An 11,908-nucleotide genomic window follows, 5' to 3' on the forward strand; every position below is an offset into this window, starting at 1 on the left:
TGCTCCTTGCGGTCACTTGCCGCGATTGACCGCTTGCGGATCACCCAACGGGCGATAGTCGTTGTCGTTGAATTTGTAATTGCCGCTACAGCCGCCAAGGCCGCATAGAACGACGAGGGTCAGCAGGGCAGCTTGCCAGTGACGAACAGACATCAGAGGGTCTCCAGGTGTAGACAAAGCACAAAGCGCCGACCCTTGCGGGCGGCGCTGAAATTGGTTTTTGCGAGGATTTCGATGACGTTTTGCCTACCCATCGAAATCTCCCAGATTGATGTTCAGACGGCCGAGCCGATACAGCAGCGTGCGCCGTGGCAGACCCAGTTCGCGGGCGGCGAGGGTCTGGTTGCCGTCGTTTTTGCGCAGGCAATCGAGCAATAAAGTGCGTTCGACCTGCTCCAGACGTTCGCGCAAATTCAGGTGGCTGTTGTCTTCCGGCATTGCCTCCATGCGCAGGGAGAAATGCTCGGCGAGCAACTCGCCGCCTTCGCACAACAGCACCGCGCGCTCAACGAGTGCCTTGAGTTCACGCACGTTGCCGGGGAAGTTGTAGCCGGACAGATGTTCCAGCGCCGCACTCGACCAGCGCACCGGATCGCGCTGCAAGTACGTGCAGGTCTTCTCGGCAAAGTGCTGGGCCAGTTCGAGGATGTCGCCTTCGCGCTGACGCAGCGCCGGCAGTTCGATCGGGAATTGCGCGAGGCGGTAATACAAGTCCTCGCGGAATTTGCCTTCGCTGACCAGCGTCGACAGATCGCGGTGGGTCGCGGCGATGATGCGTACGTCGATCTTGTGGGTGTCGTTGGAACCCAGCGGACGAATCTCGCCTTCCTGCAACACGCGCAGAATCTTCGCTTGCAACGACAGCGGCATGTCGCCGATCTCGTCGAGCAGCAGCGTGCCGCCATTGGCCGCATCAAACAGACCCGCACGGTCGCGGTCGGCGCCGGTGAACGCGCCTTTGCGATAGCCGAACAGCTCGCTTTCCAGCAGGTTTTCCGGGACCGCCGCGCAGTTCTGCACGATGAACGCCTGGGAACGGCGTGGGCCGCAATCGTGAATCGCTCGCGCAACGACTTCCTTGCCGGTGCCGGTTTCGCCGCGCAACAACACGGTGTACGGGCTGTGCAGGACTTTGCTGATCAGCGAATGGGTCTGGCGCATCGCCGCGCTTTTACCGATCAAGCCATAGCCACTGATGCTCGGCACGCTGCGCGCAACCGTTGCCGACTCTGCCAACGGCTGACGCAAGCGCTGCAACAAATGCAACTGGCCCAGCACGAACGAGCCGAGCTGGCCGAGAGAATCGGCGAAGCCTTGCAGGTGGGTACGACGACGGCTGGCGCACAGCAGCAGACCTTCAACAGCCTTGTGCTGATTGACCAGCGGCACGCACAACAGCGACTGCCACGGCGAGGTCGCCGCCGGCAGAAAACTGGTTTCGTGCAGGCTGCCGCTCAAGTCGTCGAGGCACACCACGCGGTTCTGGCACAGGGCGAATTGCAGCAGTTGCTCACCGTTGTAATCCGCCGGCAGGCTCGCCGCTTCACGCGGTTGCAAGGCGCCGTCGAGGCATTCGGCGTTCATCCCCAGGCACGTGTGGGTAGCGTCGAGCAGATACAGCTGCGTCAATTCGCAACCGCTCAGCTCGGCCAGACCACGCACGAAGTCACCCAGCAACGCAGCACCGTCCGCCGCCCGCGACAGACTGGCGAACTGCGCCAGCAACGCTTCGGCATAGACCAGTGGCTGCGGCACCTGAGTGAACATCACACCCACCTCAGGCGAACTCGCACGTCACGCTGGCTTCACCGTCGAGCGTGGCATGCACACGCTTGAGGCTTTCACCGGTGGCCATGGCGTCGAGCAAACGATCTGCCACCAGCGGCAGCACGTGCTGATCGAGCAGATGGTCGATCAGGCGCGCGCCGCTGTCGCTTTGCGTGCAACGCTCGGACAGGTGATCGACGAGGTTCTGGCACCAGCTGAAATCCAGCTGACGACGATTCAAGCGCTCGCCGAGACGACCGAGTTTGATCTCGATCAGCTCGCGCAGCACCGGGCCGCCAACCGGGTAATACGGCACCACTTTCATCCGCGCCAGCAGCGCCGGTTTGAAGTGTTTGCTCAGCACTGGGCGAATGGTTTCTTCGAGGACTTCGGCAGTCGGGCGTGCGCCGTTTTCGCAGAGGTCGCTGATCTTGTCGCTACCGAGGTTCGAGGTCATCAGGATCAACGTATTGCGGAAGTCGATCTCGCGACCTTCGCCGTCGTTGGCCACGCCTTTGTCGAAGATTTGGTAGAACAGGTTAAGCACGTCCGGATCAGCCTTTTCGACTTCATCGAGCAGCACTACCGAGTACGGTTTCTGCCGCACGGCTTCGGTGAGCATGCCGCCCTCGCCATAACCGACGTAGCCCGGTGGTGCACCGATCAGACGGGAGACGGTGTGCTTCTCCTGGAATTCGGACATGTTGATGGTGGTGATGAAACGGTCGCCGCCGTAAAGCAGATCGGCGAGGGCCAGGGCGGTTTCGGTCTTGCCGACGCCGCTCGGGCCGACCAGCAGGAACACGCCCACTGGTGCGTCAGGCTTGTTCAGACCGGCAGCGGTGGCGCGCATCGAGCGATCCAGGGCGTGCACGGCTTGTTCCTGACCACGGATGCGGGTGCGCAGGTCGGTGGCGAAACTGGCGACTTTGGCGTTGTGTTCGCGAGCCAGTTGCGCCAATGGCACGCCGGTCCAGGCACTGATCACTTCGGCAACCAGACGCGGGCACACTTCGAAGCTGACCAGACGCTCTTTGACCTGTGCGGCGGTCAGGGCGCTGTGGGTTTCGTTGAGCTGGGCTTCCAGCGCTTCGACGCTTTGGCCTTCTTCGACTTCGGCGGCAACGGTTTCGATCACGGTGCCTTCGGCGTCTTCTTCAACGGTCACCACTGGCTCAACGGCTGCCGCTTCACGAGCCTTGGCCAGTTGCTGACGCAGCTCCAGCAGGCGTTCGGCCAGTTGCTTCTGCTCAGTCCACAGGGTTTCCAGCGCGACCATTTCGTCTTCGGCTTCGTCGAGACGAGCTTCCAGAGCCTCCAGCGCTTCGTGGTCGATCAGCAGACCGGCTTCGGCATCGCGGCGCAGGGCCTGACGCTGGCGGCCACCTTCAGCCAGTTCGCCACGTAGACGCTCAAGGCTTTCCGGGGCGGCGGCGAGGCTGATGCGCACACGGGCGCAAGCGGTGTCGAGAACGTCGACGGCTTTGTCCGGCAGTTGCCGACCGGCCAGATAACGTGCGGACAGTTCAGCAGCCGAGACCACCGCGTCATCACGCAGGTAGATGCCGTGGCTTTTCTCGTAAACCTGGGCCAGACCACGGAGGATGGTCACCGCTTCGCTGACGGTCGGTTCGTGCAGTTGCACCGGTTGGAAGCGACGGGCCAGCGCCGGGTCTTTCTCGAAGTATTTCTTGTACTCGGCCCAGGTGGTCGCGGCGATGGTGCGCAGTTCGCCACGGGCCAGCGCCGGTTTCAGCAGGTTGGCCGCGTCGGAACCGCCGGCATTGCCGCCTGCGCCGATCAGGGTGTGGGCTTCGTCGATGAACAGAATGATCGGTTTTGGTGAGGCTTTGACTTCGTCGATCACGCCTTTGAGACGACGTTCGAATTCACCTTTGACGCTGGCGCCGGCCTGCAGCAAGCCCATGTCCAGCGACAGCAGCTCAACGCCTTTGAGCACTTGCGGTACTTCACCGGCGGCGATGCGCGAGGCCAGACCTTCGACGATGGCGGTCTTGCCGACACCGGCCTCACCGACGACGATCGGGTTGTTCTTGCGGCGACGGGCGAGGATGTCGACCATCTGCCGGATCGCGCCGTCACGGCACAGCACCGGGTCCAGTTTGCCGTCGCGGGCCTGCTGGGTCAGGTTGTGGGTGAAGCGCTGCAACAGCGATTCGCCCTGGGCGGCCGGCTTGCCATTGGCCGCTGGTTGCTCTTTTTGCGACAGGGCAAATTCCTTCAGGCGATCGATGTTCAGCTTGGCGAGCAGCGGCTGATAACGGCTGCCGGCGTAGCGCATCGGATTGCGTAGCAGGGCGAGGATCAACGCGGCGTCTTCAACCTGGGTCTGGCCCAGTTCGAGGTTGGCTACCAGCAGCGCATCTTGCAGCCACTGCACCAGTTCCGGGGCGAACACCGGGTTACGCGAAGCGCTGTGTTCGACGCGCGATTGCAGCGCGGCGCTGAGTTCACCGGCGTCGACGTCTGCGTCCTGCAGTGCGCGCGACAACAAGCCATTCGGACGCTCGAGCAGGCCGAGCATCAAATCTTCGACGAGGATCTTGCTGCCACCACGGGCCACGCAACGCTCGGCGGAACGTTCCAGATCACGACGGGTTTCGGCGTCCAGCGCCTGGATAAGTTGTTGCAGGTCTACGTTGATCATGGCTCACGTCCTTAATGAATTTTGCTGCCCAGGGTCACCACGCCGTCCGCTTTTTCGCGGCCCAGCCAACTGGTCCAACCGAGGCGACAGGCGTTCTGCTCACCGATGCGCAGTTCGCGGATTTCTTCCTGGCGCAGAACCAGGCGGATGTCGTAATCGAGCGGGTCACGCAGGGTGAACCGCACCAGCGCGCAGAGCGGCTGGTAACCGAAACCGATCGGCAGGAATTCATGGAATCGCTGCCAGTCGAGTTCGGTGATGTGAATGCGGAATTTGCCGCTGCGGTCGCGCACGTGTTCGCCGAGCACGAGGTCTTCGCCGAGCAGGCTGTTGGCGCGGCCCAAACGATTGCGCTGCTCTTCGAGAATTTCCACGCGGCGCTCGATGCACTGCTCGATGACCAGGTCTTCGTGCTTGAAGTAGTAACGCAGCACGGCTTCGATCAGCGCCGCCGAGTGCGCCCGCAAGCTGAGCAGGCCGAGGTACGGCAACAGACGTTTCCAGTTGAGTTCCTTGGCCTTGCGGATCTCTTCGCCACCGAGGCCGATCAGGGCGAACAGCTGCGATGAGAACGGGTCAATCGCGCCACTCTGGAAGCTTGCGCGATAGCGGTATTTGCGCCAGATCGGCAGCATCAGCCGTTGCAGGCGATGGTGGAACAGGTCGAGGAAGTTACGTGTCGGGTTGCCGTCTTCGCTGTCGCCCAGGGCTTGTTCGCCGTAGAACGCCGGCAACGGCGAGCCCGAGCCGACCAGGCCGATCAGGTTGAAACGCATGCGCGCGCGCATCTGCCCGTGTTCTTCGAAGAACTCCACGCGATCGACGTCGCTGCGCGGAAAGCCCAGGCTCGGGTTGGCCTGGAACTCCACGTGGTCGTACAGATCGTCTTCGCTCAGGTACGGGTGTGCCTCGCGCAGCCGGTCGATCACCAGCAGCACGGCCTGAAACAGCGAGTACTCGCGTATTACCTTGGTCAGCCCGCTTAAAGCAGGGGCTGCAGGCCCATACGTGGTGTCCATTGGTACACCTCTCCCTGTGTGCTTTTTACGCGCAGCTCATGGAATGAATTGAGACTGGCGTAAAGCGCGAAAAACTCGTTAAGAACCGAAGCGAAAACGAACAGGTCGCCTTCGCCGATATACCCTTCCGGGTCGATGGTCAGTTCGGTGCGCAAACCGCGCACCGGCAACCCACGGTGCAAGCGGTCGACGTGGTGATGCTTGATGTGCTTGAGGCCGCCGAGCAGGCGTTTGCTGACCTTCTCCGCATGCTGGTCGTAGTAGCGCGGCAGGTCGTAGGTTTCGAGAATCACCTTCAACGCATTGACGTCGGCCAGCGACAGATAGTTAAGCGACATGTTGCTGATCAGCTTCCACAGGAAGTCACGGTTCAGCGGTGGCGCGAAGCTCGACGTGGCCGGGGTGATGTTGCGGAAACTGAGGAACTCCGGCGTCTCTTCGCAGGCCATGCAGATGTCGCCGAGCTTGAGCTTGCGCGGCAGGTTCTGGTTGGTGCAGATCAGCTCGATCGACAGGGTTTCGTGGGCTTCGGTGTGGCGGATGCCGAAGCTCAGGTAGGTGTCGAGGCCGTCGTGCAGCAAGGACGAACGCTGGCGAATGCTGTAATGCGGACGGCTATTGGGTACGTCGAAACTCGGGTCGTGCTCGAAGGATTCGAACGGCACGTATTCCTGATAACCGAGGCCGCCGGGCTTCCAGCCGGTCACGGTTTCCACCGAAAACACACCACAGTTTTCCAGATCGTATTCCGCTGGCAGCAGCAGGTATTCGTCCTGCTTGCCGTCGAGGCGGATCGGCAGTGCGTCGTGGGCGAACAGGTTGGCAATCGGCGTGCAGAACAGCTTCACGTTATCCAGCGTCGGCCGCATGCGCATGATGCCGCTCTTGCGAATATCGAAGCGCAATTCCAGGCCGCGCATCTGCTTGAGGGTGTCTTCCGGCAGCGCGTTGATGATGTCCAGACCGTTAACGTCGACGAACAGGAACTTGTCCTGGAAGGCGAAGTATTCCTGCAGGTAGCGATAACCACGGAAGGTGTTCAGCGGATACGGGATCAACGCTTCTTCTTCGGCAAAGCCCACCGGTTTGACCCGATCACCGGGAATCTTGAACGCCATCGGCTTGCCGCTGACGCCATCGATCGGTTTGCCGGCACCGTCGAGCGGGATCAGTTCGATGCCTTCAAGGTTGCGCAACAGGCTCAGGTAGAGCATCTGGCTGATGTAGCGCTCACCGGCAAAATGCAAACGCAATTTGCTCAGTTCCAGCTCACCGAGGTGGCCATCGGCACTCATTTCCAGACGCAGGCTGAGCAGCGAGCCGTCGCCCTTCACCGAGTAATTCAGCGCGGCCAGATCCAGCGGCAGCACGTCAGTCGGGTAGCAGGTGCGGAAGCGGCAACGCACGTCTTCGATCGGCTTGCTTTCAATCGGCGTATCACGCTCGACGCGCAACGCCGGCCCGGATCGCTTGAGCGGGTCGAACTGCAAAATGCTGAACGCCGGCAGCGGGCGCATATAGTTCGGCCACAGCAGTTGCATCAGCGAATGGCTGAGTTCCGGTAGCTCGTCATCGAGCTTCTGGCGCAGACGCCCGGTCAGAAACGCAAAGCCTTCGAGCAACCGCTCCACATCCGGATCCCGCCCGGCCTGGCCCAGATACGGCGCCAACGCCGGACTACGCTCGGCGAAACGGCGACCGAGTTGGCGCAGTGCGGTGAGTTCGCTTTGGTAGTAGTGGTTAAAGGACATGTATGGCTGCCTGGGTATTTATTCGTTTGATTTGCAAACTGAAAGCGACTGAGAGCGCAAATATGGGAAAACAAAAAAAATCATTTCGTACTCCGAGCTAGCAAGAACCGTTCAAACTTACCAGCCACCCATATCGCCAGAGCAGTGAGCCCACCTGTAAGAATGCTATAGGCGACCGCTCGAACGGGATAAAGCGGCAACAAGTAAAGCAATATCATCGAAACCATTAAAACAACAACACTAAACTTAAAAAATAGTCTTGGAATTATAGCAACCAATAAGTTAGCAAAAACAAATAGGTAAAAAATCATATACATGGCAATCCCAATGGAAGCGCCACGAGACGTCAAACCACCAAATGAAACTTTATACAGAGAGACCCCGTAATAATTAACAACAACATAAACGACGCAGGCAAAAAAGTGCACGAGCAAGCCCGCTGCTATCCTCGTCATCATCTCTTCCACTCTCCATACTTATCTACAGAGCCCTGAGTGATGGAGCTTCTCAATTTCTGATCGGAAACGCCGAGGTAAACTGTGCTGGTCACCACTTTTTCGCGATAGCCCATTCGCCCAGCAAATACTCTTATAGTTTCAGTGCGTAGCTCAAAATTTTCAGAGGCCCACAAAGCACCGCGCAGCACCATGTAGTTATCGTATTCGTTGGTTTTGTCCTCCTTCGGAAATATAGGGATACCATCACCATACGTCATACCGGTTTCAACGGTTTTCTTGATAGCCGTTTCCGAAGACTTGGTTTCTTCCAAATATAAACGGTAGGTATCGGTCGAGAACGGTATTTGTCCAACACCGTCAGTCCAATAGGGCTCGCCTTCGATCATCACCATTATAAATCCGGCGCCGCCCTCTGAACTATTTTTCCAATCACCGGGCATTCTAGGAGCGAAGCTAATTGACATTCTGTCAACAATTGCAAACTTTATAATTTCTGCCCAGGTAAATTGTTTATAAGCATTGTATGCGTCCGTGCCGGCAGTTTTAGACTCGGGATTCACCCATAACTTTTCCCGGTAGTTATCAGCTAGAGGCTCAAACCATTGGATGGCTTCCGCATAGAGCTTTTCAGCCGTCATGATTCTGAACTGAACATCTGATGCATTCGGTTTTACAGCAAAAAGAGGCACGCCATTGCCTCTGGTTATCAGCCAAACATTTGGCAAAGGAAGCTTTTTCGGTTCTTTATCTTCACTCGGCGTAGTTTCGGCTTTAATTCTCAGCTCCGTTTTTCCATCGGAGGTCTCGAAAACATGTGCGATGCCGTCGATAACAATAGAGGTTTCCACGCGATTACTCCGCCGACACGTAGATGGTAACCATCTCGCCTTGTTTACCAGTGGAGAAACACCCCGTACCCCCAGCTGCCGACGAACATCCTGCTTTTTCTAATCCACTCTCAGAAACCATTCTGTAATTCAAGTTCGCGATTGGTTGTCCGTCCGCTGCATGAAAGGAAAAAACTCGGTTGAAGATCCCAGGAATAACAACGGGCTCCGGCGGCACAAACGGCGCCGGCGAATGCGAATTCCCGATAATCACCGTCCCGGATCCAGCCGTAACCTTGTTGCCATGCGTACCCACCGAATCAACCGTCGCGGCAGGTTTGCCGTTGATCAACACAGTGGTCGCCAAACCTCCCGACATCGCACCACCACACGCCGAGGCATCGCCTTGGCGGGCGGCCGCGAGGCCGTCGAAGAACACGTCGCCGGAACCGGCGGCGATCGGGTTGGTGCCGTGACCGGGGAGCGGGCAAGCGGTGGGGTCGGATACACGTGCCGCGGGTTTGCCAGACATCGGGATTCTCCTTAGTTGACCTTGGCTTGATGACTGTTCATTTCTTGAGCACACACCGGAATATTCCAGCCCTCGTAACCCGTCGCTGTCGGGTAGATCGCGTGACCGTATACCCACTGCGAGCGTTCATCGGTGGTGAACTCGTTCTGCCAGAGCAACCATTCGGACGATTTCAGCAGCGTGCCGTCTTTTGCGTAGACCCGGAAAAAGGCTTCGCTGGCAAACAGCTTGAAAATCATTCCCGGTATGCCGAGGGCCGAATACTGCGGAATGTAGGAGCGGATGAAGCACGTACCCGCATCGTTCCAGTCGGTGGAGTACTCGTGAGCCAGCCGTGCCGCCGTCGTTTTCACGTAACAGGCAGCTGAAACCAGGGCAGCAGCCGTCAGGGCGAGAAATAGCAACACGCCACGCCCCCACTTCGCCAACGCACCCGGATTCACGGCGCTCCCTCGCATGGTCCTAATTCACCTTCACTTGTCCGCTGCCATCCAGGCGCGCGGAAAAACTGACCTGACGCTTGAACCCTTCAACTTCCAGCAAGCCTTCGATACTGAAGGCCAGGCGCAGTTGATCGTGGTCACGCGGCAGGGAAATGACACGCACGTTGCTCAGGCGCGGCTCGTAGGCTTCGATGAAGTTTTCGATGGCCAGACGGGCCTGACTCAGGGAGTCGTGCAGGCTCAGACGCATGTCATTGAGATCGGGCAACCCGTAGTCGGCCAGCGTTTGCACGCTGCCGGCCCGGGTGCTGAGCATTTTGGCCAGATGGGCAGCCACTGACGCCATGGCACAAGCCTCAAGGCTGTTGCCCTTGCGTAGTTGCGCGTCGCCGTTGAGGCGTTCGAACAGGCTGCCGTATCCGTCCATGAGTCGCTCTTACTCTTTGTCCAGCTTGCCAACCAGCGACAGGGTGAAATCGGCACCCATGTACTTGAAGTGCGGACGCACGTTCAAGCTCACGCGGTACCAGCCCGGCTCGCCTTCAACGTCGCTGACGATCACTTGCGCAGCGCGCAGCGGACGACGGCCACGCACTTCGGCGCTCGGGTTTTCCTGGTCGGCAACGTACTGACGGATCCACTTGTTCAGTTCCAGCTCGAGGTCGGTACGCTCTTTCCACGAACCGAGTTGCTCGCGCTGCAGCACTTTCAGGTAGTGAGCCAGGCGGTTGACGATCATCATGTACGGCAGTTGGGTGCCGAGCTTGTAGTTCAGCTCTGCGGCCTTGCCTTCTGCGCTGATGCCGAAGAACTTCGGCTTCTGCACCGAGCTGGCGGAGAAGAACGCCGCGTTGTCGGAGCCTTTACGCATGGTCAGGGAGATGAAGCCTTCCTCGGCCAGTTCGTATTCACGACGGTCGGAAACCAGAACTTCGGTAGGAATCTTGGTTTCGATTTCGCCCATGCTTTCGAAATGGTGCAACGGCAGGTCTTCAACCGCGCCACCGCTCTGCGGGCCGATGATGTTCGGGCACCAGCGGAATTTGGCGAAGCTGTCGGTCAGCTTGGTGCCGAACGCGTAAGCGGTGTTGCCCCACAGGTAGTGCTCGTGGCTGTTGGCAACGGTTTCCTTGTACACGAACGATTTGACCGGGTTTTCTTCCGGATCGTACGGGTTACGCAGCAGGAAACGCGGCACGGTCAGGCCAACATAACGGGAGTCTTCCGAAGTACGGAAGCTCTGCCATTTGGCGAATTGCGGGCCTTCGAAGTGGTCTTTCAGATCTTTCAGATCCGGCAGGCCGGTGAAGCTTTCCAGGCCGAAGAATTTCGGGCCGGCCGCAGCGATGAACGGCGCGTGGGACATGCACGAAACGCTGGCGACGTACTGCATCAGCTTCACGTCTGGCGAGCTTGGCGACATGTAGTAGTTAGCGATGATCGCGCCCACAGGCTGACCACCGAACTGGCCGTATTCAGCGGTGTAGATGTGCTTGTACAGGCCCGACTGCATGACTTCCGGCGAATCTTCGAAATCGTCCAGCAGGTCTTCTTTGGAGACGTTGAGGATTTCGATCTTGATGTTTTCGCGGAAGTTGGTGCGGTCGACCAGCAACTGCAGACCACGCCACGACGATTCCAGCGCCTGGAAATCCGGGTGGTGCAGGATTTCGTCCATCTGACGGCTGAGCTTGGCATCGATCTCGGCGATCATGCGGTCAACCATGGCCTTCTTGACCGGCTCACCGTTGTTCTGCGGCTTGAGCAGTTCTTCGATGAACGCCGACACGCCACGCTTGGCGATGTCGTAGGCTTCGTCGTCCGGAGTCAGACGGGTTTCGGCGATGATGCTGTCGAGAATGCTGTATTCGCCGCTGGCGGCGCTCTTCTCTTGTGCTGCGCTAGTGCTCATTGTGTTGGCTTCCTTGGCTGGAGTCTCAGGCGTCCGGGGCTGCGGCGTTCAGGCCCAGCTCTCCGAGTACGCGACCGCGGGATTCGTCGTCGGCGAGCACGCCTTCGATCGCTTTACGGAACGCAGGTGCGTTACCCAGCGGGCCTTTGAGGGCCACCAGCGCATCGCGCAGTTCCATCAGTTTTTTCAGCTCAGGCACTTGCTCGACCAGGCTGGCCGGGTTGAAGTCCTTCATCGAATTGACGCGCAGTTGCACAGCCAGCTCATCGGCCTCGCCATCTTCCTGCAGACGGTTCGGCACGCTCAGCGTCAGACCCAGTTCTTGCTTGGCCAACACTTCGTCGAAGGTCATCTTGTCGATGCTGATCGGCTTGCGATCTTCGATTTTGCGATCGTCCTTGCGGTGGGTGTAGTCACCGATTGCCAGCAGCTTCAGCGGCAGTTCAATCTCTTCCTGAGCACCGCCGGTGGCGGGTTTGAAGGTGACGTTGATGCGTTCCTTGGGGGCTACCGAGCCTTCTTTGGCCATGG

Annotated in this window: 12 protein-coding genes; all 12 read right to left on the reverse strand. The window is 59.0% G+C overall.

The window, feature by feature from the left end; translation table 11 throughout:
• Window positions 1–12: 12 nt before the first annotated feature.
• Window positions 13–153, reverse strand: coding sequence for a hypothetical protein (locus RMV17_RS29085; RefSeq protein WP_034152084.1), 141 nt, complete (start codon window positions 151–153; stop codon window positions 13–15).
• 93 nt (window positions 154–246) lie between these two features.
• On the reverse strand, window positions 247–1,767 hold the full coding sequence (locus tag RMV17_RS29090; RefSeq protein WP_095113199.1) for a sigma-54-dependent Fis family transcriptional regulator: 1,521 nt from the start codon (window positions 1,765–1,767) through the stop codon (window positions 247–249).
• Window positions 1,768–1,777: 10 nt separating this feature from the next.
• Window positions 1,778–4,435: a type VI secretion system ATPase TssH gene (gene tssH / locus RMV17_RS29095; protein ID WP_311884364.1), complete on the reverse strand. Its 2,658-nt coding sequence runs from the start codon at window positions 4,433–4,435 to the stop codon at window positions 1,778–1,780.
• Between the two features lie 11 nt (window positions 4,436–4,446).
• Window positions 4,447–5,454 (reverse strand): type VI secretion system baseplate subunit TssG, encoded by a 1,008-nt coding sequence (gene tssG, locus RMV17_RS29100; RefSeq protein WP_034152087.1) that lies wholly within the window; start codon window positions 5,452–5,454, stop codon window positions 4,447–4,449.
• Window positions 5,418–7,205, reverse strand: coding sequence for a type VI secretion system baseplate subunit TssF (gene tssF, locus RMV17_RS29105; protein ID WP_007920286.1), 1,788 nt, complete (start codon window positions 7,203–7,205; stop codon window positions 5,418–5,420). Before tssF ends, tssG begins: the two co-directional genes overlap by 37 nt.
• A gap of 80 nt (window positions 7,206–7,285) precedes the next feature.
• Window positions 7,286–7,663 carry a hypothetical protein gene (locus tag RMV17_RS29110; RefSeq protein WP_311887100.1) on the reverse strand — a complete coding sequence of 126 codons (378 nt, stop codon included), beginning with the start codon at window positions 7,661–7,663 and terminating at the stop codon, window positions 7,286–7,288.
• A complete protein-coding gene (locus RMV17_RS29115; protein ID WP_311884367.1) occupies window positions 7,660–8,511 on the reverse strand; it encodes a hypothetical protein in 852 nt (283 codons plus the stop codon). The genes RMV17_RS29110 and RMV17_RS29115 overlap by 4 nt, the downstream gene beginning before the upstream one ends.
• A 4-nt stretch (window positions 8,512–8,515) precedes the next feature.
• A complete protein-coding gene (locus tag RMV17_RS29120) occupies window positions 8,516–9,022 on the reverse strand; it encodes a PAAR domain-containing protein (protein ID WP_093429636.1) in 507 nt (168 codons plus the stop codon).
• Between the two features lie 11 nt (window positions 9,023–9,033).
• Complete coding sequence (locus RMV17_RS29125; RefSeq protein ID WP_311884369.1) at window positions 9,034–9,480, reverse strand: hypothetical protein; 447 nt, start codon at window positions 9,478–9,480, stop codon at window positions 9,034–9,036.
• Window positions 9,481–9,484: 4 nt separating this feature from the next.
• Window positions 9,485–9,892 (reverse strand): type VI secretion system baseplate subunit TssE, encoded by a 408-nt coding sequence (tssE, locus tag RMV17_RS29130; RefSeq protein WP_041476611.1) that lies wholly within the window; start codon window positions 9,890–9,892, stop codon window positions 9,485–9,487.
• A 9-nt stretch (window positions 9,893–9,901) separates the two neighbouring features.
• A complete protein-coding gene (gene tssC / locus RMV17_RS29135) occupies window positions 9,902–11,377 on the reverse strand; it encodes a type VI secretion system contractile sheath large subunit (protein WP_016772499.1) in 1,476 nt (491 codons plus the stop codon).
• 25 nt (window positions 11,378–11,402) lie between these two features.
• Window positions 11,403–11,906 carry a type VI secretion system contractile sheath small subunit gene (tssB, locus tag RMV17_RS29140; protein WP_003229587.1) on the reverse strand — a complete coding sequence of 168 codons (504 nt, stop codon included), beginning with the start codon at window positions 11,904–11,906 and terminating at the stop codon, window positions 11,403–11,405.
• Between the last annotated feature and the right edge of the window lie 2 nt (window positions 11,907–11,908).

It is taken from the genome of Pseudomonas sp. VD-NE ins (assembly GCF_031882575.1).
GTDB classification, from domain to species: Bacteria; Pseudomonadota; Gammaproteobacteria; order Pseudomonadales; family Pseudomonadaceae; genus Aquipseudomonas; species Aquipseudomonas fluorescens_BZ.

Coding starts and splice junctions, on each gene's coding strand:
- RMV17_RS29085 (WP_034152084.1), bottom strand. CDS start 153: ATGTCTGTTCGTCACTGGCAAGCTGCCCTGCTGACCCTCGTCGTTCTA.
- RMV17_RS29090 (WP_095113199.1), bottom strand. CDS start 1,767: ATGTTCACTCAGGTGCCGCAGCCACTGGTCTATGCCGAAGCGTTGCTG.
- tssH (WP_311884364.1), bottom strand. CDS start 4,435: ATGATCAACGTAGACCTGCAACAACTTATCCAGGCGCTGGACGCCGAA.
- tssG (WP_034152087.1), bottom strand. CDS start 5,454: ATGGACACCACGTATGGGCCTGCAGCCCCTGCTTTAAGCGGGCTGACC.
- tssF (WP_007920286.1), bottom strand. CDS start 7,205: ATGTCCTTTAACCACTACTACCAAAGCGAACTCACCGCACTGCGCCAA.
- RMV17_RS29110 (WP_311887100.1), bottom strand. CDS start 7,663: ATGATGACGAGGATAGCAGCGGGCTTGCTCGTGCACTTTTTTGCCTGC.
- RMV17_RS29120 (WP_093429636.1), bottom strand. CDS start 9,022: ATGTCTGGCAAACCCGCGGCACGTGTATCCGACCCCACCGCTTGCCCG.
- RMV17_RS29125 (WP_311884369.1), bottom strand. CDS start 9,480: ATGCGAGGGAGCGCCGTGAATCCGGGTGCGTTGGCGAAGTGGGGGCGT.
- tssE (WP_041476611.1), bottom strand. CDS start 9,892: ATGGACGGATACGGCAGCCTGTTCGAACGCCTCAACGGCGACGCGCAA.
- tssC (WP_016772499.1), bottom strand. CDS start 11,377: ATGAGCACTAGCGCAGCACAAGAGAAGAGCGCCGCCAGCGGCGAATAC.
- tssB (WP_003229587.1), bottom strand. CDS start 11,906: ATGGCCAAAGAAGGCTCGGTAGCCCCCAAGGAACGCATCAACGTCACC.